The following is a 19,184-nucleotide window of genomic DNA, read 5'->3' as shown; positions in this document are numbered from 1 at the left end:
CATATATGCACCGCCTGGCCTAGCGGGCGCCGTGATGTGCTGTCAGTCCATTTCAAAGGAGTGACACGATGGACTCTTCATCCCAGCTTTCTTCGCCGGGCGTGCCAACCAACGACGTACCTGAGCCGGTGAAAAAGCTCAACGCCACCCAAAGCCTGCACGGTGACTTCCTGGAGCGCAGCAGTCCTGATTGGCTGATCAGCGCGACGCCGGCCCGCAAGCAGGCGCTCAAGGACGCCAGCACGGTCATGCCAGCGTGGCTCGCGAACGCCACGCCTGAGCAACGCAATGAGGTGACCGGCCGTTTTCTTGCCAACCTCACCACCCAGACGCAACTGGACAAGACGATGGCCTCCTTCCAGGGCATCGACGACTTCGCCCGGCCCTTGCTGCTCACAGCCCTGAAGGATCAGTACCGACTGGACCTCGATGTCGACAAAACCCTGTTGTGCCTGCGCCGCCCGCTGGCGGTGGGGATTGCCGAAGTCGAGGCGGGGGATTTCGAGTTTTTGAAACTGCCCCTGCTGGAAGCGGCCTTGCACAACTTTGAGGCCTACGAGTGCAAGGAGGGCGCTTACCACAAGACCTCCGGGTTCATGCAAGCCACCGGCACCTCCGGCACCTACCACTCGGTGGCGATCAACCTGAAGGTCAGCCAGTTTTTGACGCTGTGTCGAAACCTCAATATCGGCGCCAAATACCAGGCCTACCTGCAATCATTTTTCTACCCCGAAGACGCCAGCGCGCAAGTCACCCTACGTGACCAGTTCATCGCCAATCAGAAGGCCGCCGTCAGGGCCGCCGCCGAGCAGGCACTGTTGACCGGCGATATCGAGCCGGCCGATCACCGCATGCTGCTGTCGGTGATCGAGGGTGAAATTCATCCCTGGATGGGCGACAAGCAGGTCTGGTTCAGGACCCTGGGCCTGATGCGGCTGCGGATGACCGGCTGCATGGTGTTCTCGATCTGCAAGAAATACAGCTACCCGGACGAGCTGATCATCTATGTGCCCCAGGACCCTGAGCATCCGCTCAAGCGCTACCGCTGGCGGCAAATGCAGGCTGAATTCAAGCGCCTGTTCACCGCCCGCGACCCGGCCAAGGCCAATGATCCCTCGCCGACGCCGTACCAGCAGTTTTTCAGTCGCTTCGTGCCCTACGACAAGCGGCCCTACTACTTCAGCCAGTTCACCCAGAAAGCCGCCGACTCACCCACCGACATCTGGCGCTCACCGTGGAAGAAATTGCTGGATTTCACCACGCCGCACTTCATCACCGGCATCAAGGAGTTGCCTCCCGAGGCGCCTGCCAAGCTTGAACCCAACCCCGACCCTTTCCTTGATCCCTCAACGCGCACGCGGCGCGGTAAAGGGATCTGGGCGGCGAACATCGACCCTTGGCAGTACTTCTACGAGCAACACCGCGAGCAGGTAATCGCAGATGCACGGGCCCATGCCGTGCCCACCGCGGACGTGGATGCCAAGGCCCGTGACGCCAAACTGGCGCACCTGCTGGAAATCGGCATGCTGGGGTTGAACATGGTGTCGATGTTCGTACCGGTGCTGGGCGAGGTCATGATGGGGGTGATGGCCGGGCAGTTGCTCTATGAAACCCTGGAAGGTGCGATTGAATGGGGCGAAGGTGACCGCCAGGCGGCCAAGGCGCACTTGATTGACGTGGCCGAGAACCTGGCACAGATCGCCGTGATGGCCGGTGTGGGGGCGGGCGTCAGTCGCTGGCGAGCGGCCAAGGCCGAGCCGGTGATCGAGGCACTGAGCGAGGTTAAGCGGCCCGATGGCCAGGTACGCTTGTGGAAGCCGAGCCTGAGTGGTTATGAACACCCCGTGACCCTGGACCGCGCCGCCTACCCCAACGCCCAAGGGCAGTATGTGAAAGAGGGCAGGACCTATATCCGCCAAGGCCCTCAGGTTTACGAGCAATACTTTGACGAGTCAATTCAGAAGTGGCGGATCAAGCACCCCTCCGACCCCCAGGCCTACCAACCGGTGCTTGAGCACAACGGTCACGGCGCCTGGCGGCATACCCTGGAGCGCCCGCTGGAGTGGGATCGGTTGACGCTGTTGCGGCGCATGGGGCATCAAACCGAGGTATTCACTGACCAGGAGTTGCTCAAGATCGCCGATGTCAGCGGCGTCAGCGACAACACGCTGCGCAAGATGCATATGGACCATACGCTTGCGCCGCCCGAGCTGATTGATACGCTGCGCCTGTTCAAGGCGGATGCAGATGTGTCACGGGTGATCGAGCAACTAGAGGGTACCCGTGATATTGATGACCTGTACCTGTATGCGCTGCCGTTGATCGTTGAAATGCCCGGTTGGCCGCGAGGGCGCGTACTGGAAGTGTTCGAGGGGGCCGGTACCTTCGGCCGGTCGGTCAAGTATGGTGCTCACCGCTCGTTTAAAGGAGGGCGCGCAGCGCTGCCGATCAAGGTGGGGCGCAGCGATATTCTCGGCGGCGAAGTGCCTGCGCGGATTCTATTGGCGTTGGACGATTCAGAGCGGGTGCAGTTGCTCGGCACCGACGGCCCAGGCAGCCTCGACGCGCGCAAGGCGAGGTTCAACCAGCGACTGGCCGACTATGCGCGCCAGCGCAGGCCGGCGATTTTCGACAGTATCTACGGCGGCACCGAGCCGCTGGACAAGCGTATCAGCCTGCTGCAACGCACCTGCCCGGGGCTCAGCAAGGCGGCAGCGCAAACGGTGCTCGACCACGCCCGTGTCGATGAGCTTGAACGGCTAGCCGCCACCGCGCGCGTACCCTTGAACATGCTCGAGGAAGCTCGCTGGTATGCGCGACAAGGACGGTTGGCCCGAGCCTACGCCGGGCTGCGTAGCGAGACGATTGCCGCGGCCGACAGCCGACGGCTGGCGCTGCATGCCCTTCAAACGCTGCCGGGCTGGCCGGATACGTTGCGCCTGGAAGTGCGCAGCACCCACACGCGTGGCACGCTGATCGACAGCATTGGTGCGCCCACCGCGGCGCAGAAAAAATACTTGGTCAAGCACGGCCCCAGCTACCAGGCGTTCGATGAGCGGGGCGAAGCACTCAACAGTCTGGCACCGGAGGGCGACAACTTTTTCGCCTCGCTGATGCATGCCTTGCCCGATGAGGCGCGCCAGAGCCTGGGAGTGCCGCAGGTCAGCCAACACGCCGTGTTGCAACGCAAACTGATCGAGCAAGCCGATGCGCATCGTCTGGAGGCCTCGGCGTGGCTGGAGCCAAAAGTGCCCAGGTTCAAGCCGCCGGTGCGCATCAACGACACGCTGATAGGTTATCAGGCCAGTGGGCGGGGGCCGAGTGTGAGCCCGCTGCTGGCTCATCAGGTGCGCATAATCTATCCGGATCTGGATGAGGTGCAGATCAATGCGTTTTTCCTTGAGCTGGTACGGGCGGGGAACGATGGCCGAGCAATCGTCAGCAGGTTGAAAGCGCTGTTTGAAGAGCGCCAGGCGCTGCATGACGCGCTCAATCATTGGGTCAATCGCTCGTCGGTAGCCAATCGTCAGAGCAATTTCCTCGCCGGGGAAGCGCTCAAGCGTAGCTGGGGCCGTTCTTGGTTGGCCGGGAAAGTGCCGAGTGCCGATGCCTTGGCGTTGACCCTCAATGAACCGTTGCCTTCATTGACGGCGAACTTTTCATACGTGCGTGAACTATCTGTTCTCGGTACGGCCCTGCATGACACCAATATCGATGGGTTTCTGAGCCAGTTTCCCTCTCTCGAAAAACTGACCTTGCGGCCGCCCTATTTCCCAACCGTAGAAACCACGGATGCCAGCCCGAAGTTGACCCGCGTGCCCCAGGTGTTGGCACAGTTCACAGGGCTCAAACATTTGGCAGTCAGCTTCGATGCACATCAGTTGACCGCGCAGTTATCGTCGCAATTGACGGCACTGGCCGGCCTTGAACACCTGGAGCTCGGTTATTTCGCCTACGACGGCCACGTCCTCAACGGCCTGGATTTAAGCCCCTTGCAACGCTTGAAACGCTTGAAGATCGTGGCGCCCAACGTGCCAATGCAATGGCCCGCCTATGTGCAGAAACTGCCGCTTCTGGAGCGACTGGATCTGGCCCAGACCGCCATTGCCACGTTGCCTGCCGAGCTCTATAGCGGGTACGAGCGGTTATGGAGCGGGTTATCGCTGGACTGGTCGACGTTCAGCTATGAAGACTTCAAGCCAGCCTATGAGCACGTCAGGAATTATGCGGGGTCGTTCGGGCCACACCTGGCGAACCTGGACGAAATGGTCAGAGGCTTTGCGCGCGGAGAATTGAGCCTGCTGATGGGCGAGGTCCCTGTCGGCCGTCGAATGACGGACGTGGTCATGGGCCTGTGGAACACGCCACAAACGCGGATGAACGCCGTGCAAGCGCTGCGTGAAGAACACCTCGGCATTTTCAAGCCGTTCTACGAACCCTCTTTGGTCCCCGTACTCCGGGTGCGCTGGAGGGACGGGCAGAATGCAAGCATCCTGGCGTTGCTGAAGAAAAGCTGGCGCGGGGCGGTATGCCAACGCTATGGCCTGCCGACCGATATCGATATTTCGATGTTTGAACTGCCGGATCCAAAGATGTCGCCGACCAATCCCCTGGTCGCTGAAAAAATCCGCGAATTGCCAGTGTTGCCGGCCGGTACCTTTTCGCATGTCAAAACGTTAAAGGTGAATTGGCTGGAGGATGTGCCGCCTGATCAGCTCAGTGGTTTCATCCAGGCGTTCGCCGGAACGCAAAGCCTTGAACTGCGCTTCAGTCGCCTCACTGAGGTACCGATCAGTGCGGACATCCTGCCGGAATTGACACACCTGGACTTGTCCGACAACCAGATCGCAGTGACCCCGGCAGTACAGGCTCAATTCAATGGGTTGAACAGGCTGCAAGTGCTGAGCCTGCAATATAACCGGCTGGGCACCCTCGACGTCAGCGCACTGACCCGCCTGACGGCGCTGAACCTGCGCGAATCGATGCTACGGGAATGGCCGCAAGGCGCTGAACACCTCGCGCAATTGGCTTGCCTGGACTTACGTGACAATCAGTTGACGAGCCTTGCACCGCTTGCGATTGATGATTCAGATGTGTTGATGCGCACTGAGTTGGCAGGCAACCCGTTGAGCGTCGAAGGCACGACGGTACTCAATGCAGCGCGGCGTCGGGTCGAGACGACCAAAGGATTGCCTGAGGGAGCGTTGAGTCGGTTTGCGCTGGATCAGGAACCCCTGGTGTTTCCCCCGAAGCACACCGCAGGTTCGGTAGCGCACTATTTGCTGCCCTTGCCATCGGGTAATGGACACTTTGAGGGGGTTCCGGAAAATGCGATAAGGGCGTTAAGCCCGCTCTTGACGCAAGAGCAAGCCATGGCCAGGGTCAGGCAACTGCGCGAGACGGGGCTGAGCGACCTGCAAATAGATACGCAGGTCGCTCGGTGGTATCAGACCCATGACGTGCTGACGCGTGAGTTGAATGGTTGGTTGTTTACCCGCGAGGCGCGCGCTTTTGGCGACAGTCTCGACAGTCTGAAGCGAGTAACCCCCGCGCAGGCGATCCGCGAATCCTGGGTTCGGGCTGTGGTAGAAGGGCGCCCGGCTGGCGAGGTCGAGACGTTGAGCTTGCAGGCGACCCAACCTGGTGATTTTCCCGCGCTCTCCGTGCCGTTTACCCATGTGCGCAGCCTCAATCTGACGGGGGTCAAGCTCACTGCGCAAGGCAGCAACGGGTTTTTAGCCGCCTTTGGCCCATTGAACCGGTTGATACTCAGTGGTAATGAGCTGACAGCACTGCCCGAAGCCGTTCAACGCATGGAGCAGCTTGAGCGTCTGGAACTGGCCTACAACGCCTTCACGCAAGCGCCGTCGTTGCCTGCTCGATTGCGCAGTGAGCGCTTGCGTTGGTTGGACTTGAATCATAACAACCTGCAGGCCTTTGATATGCGGGACTTCAGTCGCCTGGAGACATTGGACGTGAGCTACAACGACATCGCAAGCTGGCCCGAGGGTGCGTTGGAGTCGCAGCACCTGACCCGGCTGAACCTGAGCGGCAATGCGCTGGTGTCCTTCCCGCAGTCTTTACTCGAAGGCGCGCACGACGGCTTGGTGTCAGGTACGGACCTGTCCGATAACCATAACCTGACCGCGCAAGCCCTTGAACAAATGCGCAATTACGCCGAGGCGCATGAGGCCAATGAGGTCATGGGCTTTTCGCGAGCAGAACTCGACCGCGCCCATCGTCGCAATTATGGCGGGTCCGACACTGAGTCGGACCCGGACTCCGACTCCGATGCTGATTCGGGCTCTGGTTCTGACGACGATGATAGTGATCCGGACGCCGGCTACCTGCCGGCTGAGAGCATTGAAAACCCGCTGCAAAATACCGCGCAGCCGGCACTTGACCCCTGGTTGGCCGATACCTCAGCGGAGTTGGCGACACAACGAACAGCGCTGTGGAATCAACTGGCACAGGCGCAGGATCATGATCGGTTTTTCCACCTCATTTCGCTGTTGCGCCTGACCTCGGAATTCAACCTCAATCGTCCAAGCCTCACGCAACGGGTATGGGGCGTTATCGCGGGGGCCGCAGAAAATGCCGAGTTGCGCGGTACCCTGTTCATCGAAGCCGAAACCCATGGCACCTGTATCGATGGCCGCATCCTCACGTTCAGTGAGATGGAAGTGCGGGTGTTCGAATACCGCGCCTTGCGCGATATCCCACAGCAGCGGCTCGACCTCAGGGGCCGGGCGCTGCTGAACCTGTCGCGGCAGTTGTTTCGGTTGAGCAGGGCCGATCAACTCGCAGAAGCCGCCGCGGTGGGCATGGACCGGGCCGAGGTGCGCTTGAGTTACCGGATCGGCTTGACCCGCGGCTGGCCCGACGGCCTGGAGCTGCCTGGGCAGCCGACCTACATGGCGTTCGCAAACCCGATCAATGCCGAGCTACAGGCACAGTTACGCGCACAAATCCTGGCAACTGAAAGTACCGATGCGTTTGTCGAAAGCCTGATTCAACGTGAGTACTGGTTGCGTTATCTGGATGAGCGTTACGCCGAACAGTTCGAGGCCCTTGAGGACGAACTGGCACGCCGTTATGAAGCCTTGGAGGACGCGCACAGTGATCGGGGCGATGCCCAGAGCATGGCGCGCTATGAGCAAGCCATAGGCCAGTTGGAGATCGAACGGGCCGCCGCCCGTACTCAGAAACGCATGGAGCTGTCCCGGGCGGAGATACAACGGTTATCGGGCATGGAACCTGCCACGCCCGCTCCGTCGTCACCCCAGCCCGGTCCGTCCTGGCGTCCCTGAAGCGGCAATTTAAGAGCGCCGAACCGGGTGGTCGGGGTTTAACCTCAGTTGTCATACCCCAGGTTCGGCGCCAGCCAGCGCTCCGTCACGCTGAGGTCCTGGCCTTTGCGCGCGGTGTAGCTGGCGACCTGGTCCTTGTCGACCTTACCCACGGCAAAGTACTGCGCCTGCGGGTGGGCGAAGTACCAGCCGCTGACTGCTGCTGCGGGGAACATCGCATAGTGCTCGGTGAGGAACACCCCGCTGCGCCCGGCGTGCATTTCACGGGCCTCGGGGTCCAGCAGTTGGAACAGCTGGGCTTTCTCGGTGTGATCCGGGCACGCCGGGTAGCCGGGGGCAGGGCGGATGCCGCTGTACTGCTCCTTGATCAGCGCCTCGTTGTCCAGTTGTTCATCCTTGGCATAGCCCCAGTGTTCTTTGCGCACTTGCTGGTGCAGCCATTCGGCGCAGGCTTCGGCCAGGCGGTCGGCGAGGGCCTTGACCATGATCGAGTTGTAGTCGTCGCCAGCGTCCTGGTAAGCCTTGGCCACTTCCTCGGCACCGATGCCGGCGGTGGTGATGAAGCCACCGATGTAGTCGGTCACGCCGCTGTCCTTGGGCGCGACGAAGTCGGCCAGGGAAAAATTCGGCTTGCCGTCGGTCTTGATGATTTGTTGGCGCAGGTGATGCAGTTTGGCGATGGGCTGGCCGTCGTCGCCGTAGACTTCCAGGTCATCGTCCTGCACCTGATTGGTCGGCCAGAAACCGAACACCGCGCGGGCGCTGATGAGTTTCTCGTCGATCAGCTTCTTGAGCATTTCCTGGGCATCGGCGTACAGCGCAGTGGCGGCTTCACCGACCACCTCGTCTTCGAGGATGCGCGGGAACTTGCCGGCCAGGTCCCAGGAGATAAAGAACGGCGTCCAGTCGATGTACTCGGCCAGGACGTTGAGGTCGATATTGTCCAGCACCTTGGCGCCGGTAAAGGTCGGTTTGACCGGGGTGTAGCTGCTCCAGTCGAACTGCGGCTTCTTGGCGATGGCCGCCGGGTAGCTCAGGCGTTCGGTACGCGCACTGCGGTTGGAGGTGCGTTCACGCACGTCGATGTATTCCAGGCGGGTTTTCTCGACGAAACCGGCCTTCAGTTCCTTGGACAGCAACTGCGTGGCCACACCCACGGCGCGCGAGGCGTCGGTCACGTAGATCACGGCGTCATTGCTGTACTTGGGCTCGATTTTCACTGCCGTGTGCGCCTTGGAGGTGGTCGCGCCACCGATCATCAACGGCAGGTGGAAGTCCTGGCGCTGCATCTCGCGGGCCACATGCACCATTTCATCCAGGGACGGCGTGATCAGGCCGGACAGGCCGATGATGTCGCACTTCTGCTCCTTGGCCACCTGCAGGATCTTCTCGGCAGGCACCATTACACCCAAATCCACGATGTCATAGCCGTTGCACCCGAGCACCACGCCGACGATGTTCTTGCCGATGTCATGCACGTCGCCTTTGACCGTGGCCATCAGGATCTTGCCCTTGGCCTCCGGCTTGTCGCCTTTTTCCAGCTCGATAAACGGGATCAAGTGGGCCACGGCCTGCTTCATTACGCGGGCGGATTTCACCACCTGGGGCAGGAACATTTTGCCGGCGCCGAACAGGTCGCCGACGATGTTCATGCCGGACATCAGCGGGCCTTCGATCACTTCGATCGGACGTGCGAACGACAGGCGCGACTCTTCGGTGTCTTCGACGATATGCGTGGTGATGCCCTTGACCAGCGCATGTTCCAGACGCTTGTTGACGTCCCAGCCACGCCATTCCTCGGTCTCGGCTTCCTTGACGCTGCCGTCGCCTTTGTACTTGTCGGCAATCGCCAGCAGGGCGTCGGTGCCTTCCGGCGTGCGGTTAAGCACCACGTCTTCCACGGCGTCACGCAGCTCGACCGGGATCTGGTCGTAGATCTCCAACTGGCCGGCGTTGACGATACCCATGGTCAGGCCGTTGCGGATCGCATACAGCAGGAACACCGAGTGGATCGCCTCACGCACCGGGTTGTTGCCGCGGAACGAGAATGACACGTTGGATACGCCGCCGGAGGTCAGCGCATACGGCAGTTCGTCGCGGATGTAGGCACAGGCGTTGATGAAATCGACGGCGTAATTGTTGTGCTCCTCGATACCGGTGGCGACGGCGAAGATATTCGGGTCGAAGATGATGTCTTCCGGCGGGAAGCCGACTTCATTCACCAGAATGTCGTAGGAGCGTTTGCAGATCTCTTTTTTACGCGCTTCGGTGTCGGCCTGCCCGGCTTCGTCGAAGGCCATCACCACTACCGCAGCGCCGTAACGCTTGCATAGTTTGGCGTGATGAATGAACTGCTCGACGCCTTCCTTCATGCTGATGGAGTTGACGATGCCCTTGCCCTGGATGCATTTGAGGCCGGCCTCGATCACTTCCCACTTGGAGGAGTCGATCATGATCGGCACACGGGAGATGTCCGGCTCTCCGGCAATCAGATTGAGGAAGGTGACCATGGCCTTCTTCGAATCCAACATGCCTTCATCCATGTTGATGTCGATCACCTGGGCGCCGGCTTCCACCTGCTGCAGGGCGACTTCCAGGGCTTCGGTGTAGTTGTCTTCGCGGATCAGCCGAGCGAACTTGGCCGAGCCGGTAATGTTGGTACGCTCGCCGACGTTGACGAACAACGAGCTGCGATCGATGGTGAACGGCTCCAGGCCGGACAGGCGACAGGCCTTGGGAATGTCCGGGATCGGGCGGGGCGCATAACCGGCCACGGCCTTGGCAATGGCTTCGATATGGCCCGGTGTGGTGCCGCAGCAGCCGCCGACGATATTCAGGAAACCGCTCTGGGCGAACTCTTCGATGACCTTGGCGGTTTCCGATGGCAGTTCGTCGTATTCGCCGAATTCGTTGGGCAGGCCGGCGTTGGGGTGCGCCGAAACGTGGGTGTTGGCTTTGTTCGACAGCTCTTCCAGGTACGGGCGCAGTTCGCTTGCGCCGAGGGCGCAGTTGAGGCCGACCGAAATCGGCTTGGCGTGCGCCACCGAGTTCCAGAACGCTTCGGTGGTCTGGCCCGACAGGGTACGGCCGGAGGCATCGGTGATGGTGCCGGAGATCATGATCGGCAGTTCGATATTCAGTTCTTCAAACACGCCTTGCACGGCGAAGATCGCGGCCTTGGCGTTGAGGGTATCGAAGATGGTTTCGATCAGGATCAGGTCGGCACCGCCTTCGATCAGACCTTTGGTGGCCTCGGTGTAGTTTTCCACCAGTTCGTCGAAAGTCACGTTGCGGTAGCCAGGGTTGTTCACGTCCGGGGACAGTGAGCAGGTACGGCTGGTCGGGCCCAGTACACCGGCGACAAAACGCGGCTTGGCGGGGTTCTCATGGGTTTTGGCGTCGGCCACCTTGCGCGCCAGGCGGGCGCCTTCCACGTTCAGTTCATAGGCCAGCTCTTCCATGCCATAGTCGGCCATGGAGATCCGCGTGGCGTTGAAGGTGTTGGTTTCAAGGATGTCGGCGCCGGCGTCCAGGTAGGCCTTCTCGATTCCGCCGATCACGTCGGGGCGAGTGAGGACCAGCAGGTCGTTGTTGCCCTTCACGTCGCTCGGCCAGTCGGCGAAGCGTTTGCCCCGGTAGTCCTGCTCCTCAAGCTTATAGCTCTGGATCATCGTGCCCATGCCACCGTCGAGGATCAGGATACGGTCCTTGAGGGCTTTGTGAAGGGCTTGCAGGCGAGCGCTACGATCGGGCATGGGACTACTCTGGTCAGGCATTACGGAGGGCGTGAATCATAGCAAACCTGTGCCGATTTGGAGCATGTCCGGGTTGTGCATGAATATCGCTCATGTTGTCGGCAGTCATGGCCCGGTAGAATCACCGCCACTTCACAGACCGCACGCCTTGAATCGGGACCCGATACATGTCACTTCGTTTGATCGTCAGCGCCGTCCTGGCCTTGATAGCCAGTACCGCGCAGGCTGACGGCCGCGCTTCGGCGATTTCCTATACCCGCGATATCCAACCGATCTTCACCGAGAAGTGCGTGGCCTGCCATGCCTGCTACGACTCTGCTTGCCAACTCAACCTTGGCAGCGCAGAGGGCGCGGCCCGTGGCGCGAGCAAGGTGCCGGTGTACGACGGCGAGCGTAGCCAGGCCACACCGACTACACGGCTGTTCTATGACGCGTTCGGCAAACAAGCCTGGCAGCAGAAGGGCTTCTATTCGGTACTGGATGCCCAGGGCAGCCAGGCTGCGTTGATGGCACGTATGCTGGAGCTGGGGCATAACGCGCCATTGCCACCCAATGCCAAACTGCCCGACGAGATTGTATTGGGCCTTAACCGCCAAAACATGTGCGCGACGCCCGGCGAGTTCAACGCCTATGCCGGCGCCCATCCCAAGGAGGGCATGCCGCTGGCCGTCACCGGCCTGACCGACCAGCAATACCAGACCCTGCAACGCTGGCTGGCCTCCGGTGCGCCGATTGATGAGCAGAGTCTGGCTCCCAGCACCAGGGAAGCCTTGCAGGTGCAGCAATGGGAAACCCTGTTCAACCAGCCGGGCGCCCGGCAAAGCCTGGTGGCGCGCTGGTTGTACGAGCATTTGTTCCTCGCCCACATTTACTTCGAAAACGGCGAGCCGGGGCATTACTTCCAGTGGGTGCGTTCGCGTACGCCGAGCGGGCAGCCGATCGACTTGATCGCGACCCGTCGTCCTAACGATGACCCAGGCACTCAGGTCTATTACCGCCTGTGGCCGGTACAGGGCGTGATCGTGCATAAAACCCACATCACTTACCCGTTCAGCGCGGCGAAAATGGCACGGATCAAAGACCTGTTCTATTCCGGTGACTGGCAGGTGAGCGCCTTGCCGGGCTACGGACCGGGGCGCCGTGCCAACCCGTTCGAAACCTTCGAAGCCATACCGGCCAAGGCGCGTTATCAGTTCATGTTGGATAACGCCGAATACTTCGTGCGCACCTTCATCCGCGGTCCTGTATGCCGTGGGCAGATCGCCACGGACGTGATCCGTGACAACTTCTGGACACTGTTCCAGGAGCCGGACCATGACCTGTACATCACCGATGCCCGTTACCGCGGCCAGGCCACGCCATTGTTGGCCATGCCTGGGCAAAACGATGATGTGGGCAGTGTGCTGGGCCTGTGGCTGGCCTATCGCGACAAGCGTAATCAGTATGAGGCGTTGCGCCGCGATAGCTACGCAGATGTGCCGCCGCCGAGTTGGTCGAGCTTGTGGGCGGGTAATGACAATGCCTTGCTGACCATCTTTCGCCATTTCGACAGCGCCTCGGTGACCAAGGGCCTGATCGGTGAGGTGCCGCAGACGATGTGGCTGTTCGATTACCCACTGCTGGAGCGCACTTATTACCAGTTGGCAGTCAACTTCGACGTGTTCGGCAATGTGTCGCACCAGGCCCAGACGCGCTTGTACTTCGACCTGATCCGCAACGGCGCCGAACAGAACTTCCTGCGTCTGATGCCGGCCGACACCCGCGAGGACTTCCTTGACGACTGGTACCAGAACAGTGGCAAGCTCAAGTTGTGGCTGGACTATGAAGCCATTGATGACGACAAGCCCACGGGGCTGCATCTGGACGAGAAAGATCCCAAGCGCGATTTTGCCAACCAACTGCTGACGCGTTACGGCGGTTTGAACGTCAGCCCGGACCCGATCAACCGCTGCACCGGGGCCTATTGCTCGCGCACCGGTATCGACCCGGCCTTGCAGGACGCCGAACAGGCGCTTAGCCGCCTGACGTCGCGCCCGGCGGCGGGGCTCAAGGTGATCGACCAGTTGCCCGAAGCCACCATGCTGCGCATCGAAACCCAGAGTGGCCAGCGCGTGGTCTACAGCATGCTGCGTAACCGTGCCCACAGTAACGTGGCTTTCCTGTTGGGTGAGGCTTATCGCTACCAGCCGGGCCTCGACACACTGACCATCTATCCGGGGGTGATGAGCAGTTACCCGAACTTCATGTTCAACATTCCAGCTCAAGAGGTGCCGCAATTCGTCACGCAAATGGAGCAGGCCAAGGATGCCAAGCGGTTTGAGAAAATAGTCGATCGCTGGGGGGTACGCCGCAGTCATCCGCAGTTCTGGCAATACTTCCACGATTTGTCGCGGTACATTCGTGAAACCACGCCAGTGGAAGAGGGTGTATTGGACATGAACCGCTACGAGAATCTATAACTACTGTATTGGTCCGGTCATTTCTCCAAGTGAGCGCTGAAGCAGTCGGATACCTACCTACGGACTGGACAGGGGACACCGATGTTGATTTCAGTGCAGTTTCTACGCGCCTTGGCGGCATGGAGTGTGGTGGGCCACCATTTCATGCAAGGGTTTTTCAACTTTGAAGCCAGCAACGCGCTGGAATTTCTGTTTGTCGACAAAGGCGCCATTGGGGTGGATGTGTTCTTTGTCATCAGTGGCTTGGTGATTTACCTGGCGACTGCCGACAAAGCGCTGAACCCCGGGCGTTTCATGCTGATGCGCGTGGCGAGGATTGTTCCGGCGTATTGGTTCTATACCCTGCTCATGATTCTCGTGGTTGCCGTTGTGCCTGCGATCTTTCCAGAGGCTCGGCTCGAACCCGGTCATGTACTCATGTCGATGCTCTTTATACCGGCCCAAAACCCGGGAGGCTTCGGCGTCTACCCACTGCTCGATGTCGGGTGGACACTGAATTTCGAGATGCTGTTTTATTGCCTGTTTGCCTTTGCCTTGCTGGTGCCCGCGGCCTATCGCTTGTGGGTGGTAGCAGCGCTGCTGTATCTGGTGTGCTACATCATCACTCCCGCCGTTGACCTGGCCAGTGGCTTCTACCATGAGGACATTATTTTCGAGTTCCTGATGGGCGTGGTGATCGGCGTGCTGTATCGGCGCGGCCTATGCCGGGCCAAGCCGTGGCTGGCATTGTTGGGTATCGCAGCGGCCCTGGTGGCTATTGATCATGGCGCGGACATACCCCGAGCCCTGGAGTGGGGAGTGCCCAGCGCGATAGTGGTCTTCAGTTGCGTGGCACTGGAACCTTACTTCCAGGGCGCGCGCTTGTTGAAGGTGCTCGGGGATTGCTCCTACTCGGTCTATCTACTCCACGTGTTGGTGCTCAGCGCCGGGCGTTGGATCGCCGACCGCACGGGGATCGACCCTTACGCCATATTGCCTGGATGTATCGTCATCATCGGACTGGGCGCATTTGTGAGTTACCAATGGCTGGAGAGGCCTGCCTACCGCACGCTCACACGCTGGTTTGGCGTTGATGCTCCGGCACCCCTTTCGACAGCGCCTCGGTGACCAGGGATCTGGTCGGCGAAGCGCTTTACAAGTGGCCGGTCTCAGGGCTTCAAGTACTTCCAATAGCTTTTGCCATAGTCCATCAATAACTCGGTTCCGGCCGGAATATCCCGCCACGCGACAATGAATACCATGTATTTACCTACGCACAGGGAGCCGACGTTCTCGATACCGACATCGGTAATGCCCGGTACCTTGACCGCATTGATCAGGCTCAGCGTATTACTGTTGCCGTGGCCGCTAATGCTGGCACCGCTGGTGTTGGTCTGAAATAGATATGTGCCGACCGCCGCTTCACCCTTTTCAAGTATTTCGGTATTCACCGAAGCTTGGTCCAAGTGCAGCTTGCCGGTGTACGGCCCCAGCACATCGAACCGCTTGATGTCGGTGCGGGCCACGACCGAGAGTCCGCGTTCCGTGCCCTCGTTGAGTTTCTTGACCTCCAGCAATCGATCGAGCTTGCGATGATGGTTGCCCTCCTTGGAGATCCATTCGCGAATGCTCTTGGTGGCAGCCTCCTTGACTTCCACATGTTGCATGCCGATGAACTCATCGAAAAAGCCGTTGGCATCGGTAATTTTGATGTTTTGCAGTGGGCCTTCCAGTTCCAGGGTCAAGCTGCGCCTGACATCGTTTGGGTCCTGCAGGATCGGTGCGTTGTTGTTGATTTTATGGTCAAAGGACGCCGTGATTGAAGTGGAGCGCCGGCGGGCAGGGACGGCCTCTTCATCCAGGCGCGGATGTTTCGAGCCGCCTGCCGTAGGTGGCGGAGCGGGGCGTTTCCTGGCGATCGGTTGATCCAGCGGGCTCCTCTGCCCGAAGATCAACATTTCCCTGCCGGCGCGGGTCATGCTGCCATTGTCATTGACGTAGGCGCTCCAGATCACCGGATTGAGGTTTTTCTCATCGACAAACGTGAGCACGGAATGCCTTGAACCAGGGGTAATGTAGTGCTTGTGCCATTCGTCCAGGTGTTCAGGTGTCAGTACGGTGAATTCTCCACCGTTGGCATGCTTGGCGAGCACTTTGCCGGCGGCGCGATAGCTGCCATCGAGGTTGACGTACTGTGCCAAATCCCGTGGGTCCAGGTTATGGTCAGCGGCGAAGCCTTCAAGGGTAAGGCTGTTGCGTTCTCGTTGCGAGCTGTTGCGCCAATGCTCCAGATGGTCGTGGGTAATGGCGGTACGGGCGGTTCCCGCACGGTCGAGCATCTGTTGCCCTCGGGGTGTCAACGTGTCGCGGCTTTTGACAAATTGGCGGAATGCGGTGGGGTCCAGATTGTAGGTCTTGATGAAGGTGTCCAGGGTTTTTTTCAAGGCGTGTTCACTGGATTCGGTCCATTTCTGCAGGATCGAGGGGGTCACGACGTTCGTGACATCCGGCGCGCCGCCCGTGACTTTGATCTGGCTTGAGTACCAATGCCCCGGTTCTACGGAGGATAGCGTGATCGACAGGTCGCGATTGTTCTTCGGGTTGACCATGACCACCGAGAAGCTGTTGTCGGCGCCCGCGGCGGTTTCCTGGATAAATCCATAGGAATTGTCACGTACCTGATACACCGCGATCTTGCCCTTGTCATCGACATTGCAGATGAACTTCTGGTTGTAGTCCGCGCGGGAGAAGATACCGCGTGCGTCGGGTTTGAGACCGCTGATCAACTGAGGGTCGACGGCGTATTGACGGATCAACGGGCTGCTGTTGCTGATCACCGTGATCGGTTCGCGATAACGCGGGCCGAAGGCTTTATTGGACGCGGCATCGATGAGGCGAAAATCTGGCGCGTCGAGGCTACCGACGTTACGCATCGGAATGTCAGGGAAACCGTCGACGGTAAAGAGTCGATCGCCGGCCTGAAGTGGCTTCCAGGTCGTGGGGTCAACTGACTTCATGTGGCGGGCAGCGAGGGTTCCATCGCGTAGGAGGGCGACCCCGCGTTTCGTCTGGCGCATGGCAATACGGCCAAGCTTGACCAGTCCAAAGCGCGCCAGCCTGAGCAGGCTGGGTACCGCCGCCAGGGGGTTGAGTTCCTGCAGAACTGAAATCACCAGCGTGCCTGTCAGTTTTGCGAGTTTTGGCAAGGCCAGGCGCAACCCGGTTTTCCCGGCCTGGATGATCAGACGGCTGGAGCCGGCAACATACCTTCCGACCGGCAAGGCAAAAGACACGAAGTCGATGGTCAGGCTCGCGATCCCCGGTTTGATGCGCTGGGGATCCCCGGATGCGAGGTCGTCAATGCCGGCCCAGAAGGGAACAAATACCTTGCCCCAGAACGTCATGTCTTCCAGTACATCGCGGCCGATGTCCATTTCCCGTGTGCTTTTGCGGGTCTGTTCCAGGAGCGCTTCTTCGTCGCGGAAAAACAGCTCTCGGGCGATCATACTCGCCAATTGTTCACTGCGCGGGGCATACAGGGTATTAGGGGCGAACGATTCGATTCGACGTCCCAGGGCATCGATGGCCGGCAATGTTTCGCCGACTTGCTCAACGATCAACTCGGCCTTGCGGCCTGCAACAGGGGTATTGCTCTCCTTGTAGGCATTCGGATCAAAGGGGACTTCGGTGGCCAACCTGTATTTACACCAACTCATCGCGTCGCGTAGTTCTACGACCTTGCCGTCCAGCGGCAGGGTCTTGATGTCAGGACGTCGACGAATCAATCCGGCGAGGGGGAACACCTCGATGTAGTTGACCTGGAAGGGCTGGCGTGGTTTTACGATTCGAAGGATGAAACCTGCCCGGTAACGAACGGCATCGGTCTTGCGTTTGTCTTCATATTCGACCGGAACCTTGTCCAGGGCTTTTCGCAATGAGTACACCGTGATTTCGTCTTGATCCACATTAAGGGTGTCAGAACCCAGGTGGGCAAGCAGGGATTGGATCAAGACCTTGTAGGCGTTCCTGGGCGTCTCAAGGGCCTCACGGAAAACTTTGTCGTACTCGGCGTCCGACGCCGAGCGCCAACGACTGGGCAGCTTGAGCGCAAGATCGCGGACTGCGTTGAACACCTCATGCTCATGTTGCTCGAGGGCGGCTACGGCTTGGGCAAGTTCCTCACGGGAGTGGCCTGACTGCCGAGTGGCAATCAACCCGTTGGCTTGCGCCCAGTAAACGCTCGGCGCGAGCTTGGCGGCCGCTACCAGTGCTTGTTGCTCGGGGCTGTTGGCATGGGCGCTATAGTGTGCCGCTGGCAGGTTGAGCAATTGTTCGAAGGTCATGTGGCGCGATGAGCCTGGTGCCAGCGCTTCGGCCAGAAGGAAACCGCTTCTGAAGTTGACCCAGGCAGTGGTGACACCGTAGGGCAGGTCCTGGGGAATATCGGCGACCCATACCTCGCTGGCGATATTGGCCTTGGCCACGCACATCACCAAGGGTGTCGACTCAGGGCTGATCGACAGGGCGTTTTCAAAGCGCCGGGCCAAAGAATTGCGGATCGACGAATAATAAGTTCCCGCTGAGATGAACAACTTCAATTCATTATCAATGGACGCTTGAGGTGCGGGGATGATCGTCAGCCATAGCGCGCGCCAGAGTAATTTCACTAGAACCGGCTGTGGGCAACTTTCGTGCTTTTGGCTGCCATACCAGCCCAACGCCGTGGCTATCCGTTCGGCCAGTGCCAGGTTCTGCGGGCTGTTGAGAATCTGCTCAAGCAAGACCGTTGGTGTCGTTGCGAGCAGTTCCTGCTGCGATGGGGAATAGTGCTCAGGCAATACTGTACGGAACAGAGATCGGCCGGTTTCCTTTTCGATTTGGCGGGTCACCTCCTTGATAGTTTCGTCGGCCGGTGCATCCAACAAATGCTCCAAGTCGCTTACGTGGCCGTCGTGTCCTAGTCGCTGCAGAACGCGGTGCTCCTGCAGGCCATAGAGCACCGATTTCCACTGTGCGGTGGTCTTGGGCTGTGGGGGGGCGATGGAGTAATACTTGAAGACCAGATCAAGCCTTACCGAGCCATCGGCTTTGAGTCCATTGCCCACGCGGCGGTTGATGTCGAGCAATACATCGACGTCGATGGACCAATAAGTGGGGACATGTCGAAGGACCACGGCGTGGTCGTCGATGCTGAAAACTTCGGGAAGAGCGGGCATCGGCGGGCGGGTGCTGCTGAGCATTGTCGAGAGCAGGTCGTAGAGAAAGTCCCGCCCCAGTACGGAATTGTCAGGCTCTGGTTTCTTGCAGAGGAACTGTTGAAAGTCTTCATCCTCCTGCAGTTTTTTCAGCACCCGAAAGGCTTCCTTGCACTCGCGACCCAATGCGGAATCTTGCGGGGGGTAATAATAACAATCAGAAGCGGGTGACGACTTCAGTGGGATGCGTGCGGTCACGTAATCAATCAAATGGTCCAGATGCGCTGGCTGTTCAGGCAAACCCTTGAAATGGAAACTCTGCATAGCAATATTCATTGAATCCTCACAACCAATAGCCGAAGAGGATTCACTATATTCAGCATGATTTTGCGGGAGGCCTATATAACTAGGTGCAAGGCAGGCGTTGGCGATCGATCTGTTTTCACGGGCAATGGGGCGGTTGTTCGCCATCGGTCAGGGGGATAG

At 59.6% G+C, this 19,184-nt stretch carries 5 protein-coding genes; 3 read left to right on the top strand and 2 right to left on the bottom strand.

From position 1 onward, the window contains the following. The first annotated feature begins 68 nt into the window (after positions 1 to 68). The gene (locus E3O56_RS03260) at positions 69 to 7,310 is read left to right on the top strand and encodes an NEL-type E3 ubiquitin ligase domain-containing protein (protein WP_248127845.1); all 7,242 of its coding nucleotides are present in this window, start codon (positions 69 to 71) and stop codon (positions 7,308 to 7,310) included. A 44-nt stretch (positions 7,311 to 7,354) separates the two neighbouring features. Here E3O56_RS03260 and metH read toward each other — a convergent pair whose 3' ends face one another. After that, the gene (gene metH / locus E3O56_RS03255; protein ID WP_103734331.1) at positions 7,355 to 11,065 is read right to left on the bottom strand and encodes a methionine synthase; all 3,711 of its coding nucleotides are present in this window, start codon (positions 11,063 to 11,065) and stop codon (positions 7,355 to 7,357) included. 167 nt (positions 11,066 to 11,232) lie between these two features. Here metH and E3O56_RS03250 point away from each other — a divergent pair, with 167 nt between their 5' ends. Then, the gene (locus E3O56_RS03250) at positions 11,233 to 13,524 is read left to right on the top strand and encodes a fatty acid cis/trans isomerase (RefSeq protein ID WP_032875951.1); all 2,292 of its coding nucleotides are present in this window, start codon (positions 11,233 to 11,235) and stop codon (positions 13,522 to 13,524) included. An 81-nt stretch (positions 13,525 to 13,605) separates the two neighbouring features. Beyond that, positions 13,606 to 14,631 carry an acyltransferase gene (locus tag E3O56_RS03245; protein WP_248127843.1) on the top strand — a complete coding sequence of 342 codons (1,026 nt, stop codon included), beginning with the start codon at positions 13,606 to 13,608 and terminating at the stop codon, positions 14,629 to 14,631. A 41-nt stretch (positions 14,632 to 14,672) separates the two neighbouring features. Here the strand turns inward: E3O56_RS03245 and E3O56_RS03240 are convergent, their stop codons facing one another. Beyond that, positions 14,673 to 19,169, bottom strand: coding sequence for an SET domain-containing protein-lysine N-methyltransferase (locus tag E3O56_RS03240; protein WP_248127841.1), 4,497 nt, complete (start codon positions 19,167 to 19,169; stop codon positions 14,673 to 14,675). Positions 19,170 to 19,184: the final 15 nt, after the last annotated feature.

The organism is Pseudomonas sp. W2Aug9, assembly GCF_023127755.1.
Lineage (GTDB): Bacteria > Pseudomonadota > Gammaproteobacteria > Pseudomonadales > Pseudomonadaceae > Aquipseudomonas > Aquipseudomonas synxantha_A.
Note: the sequence above shows the minus strand (reverse complement) of the source record. Positions and strands in the feature narration are given on the sequence as shown.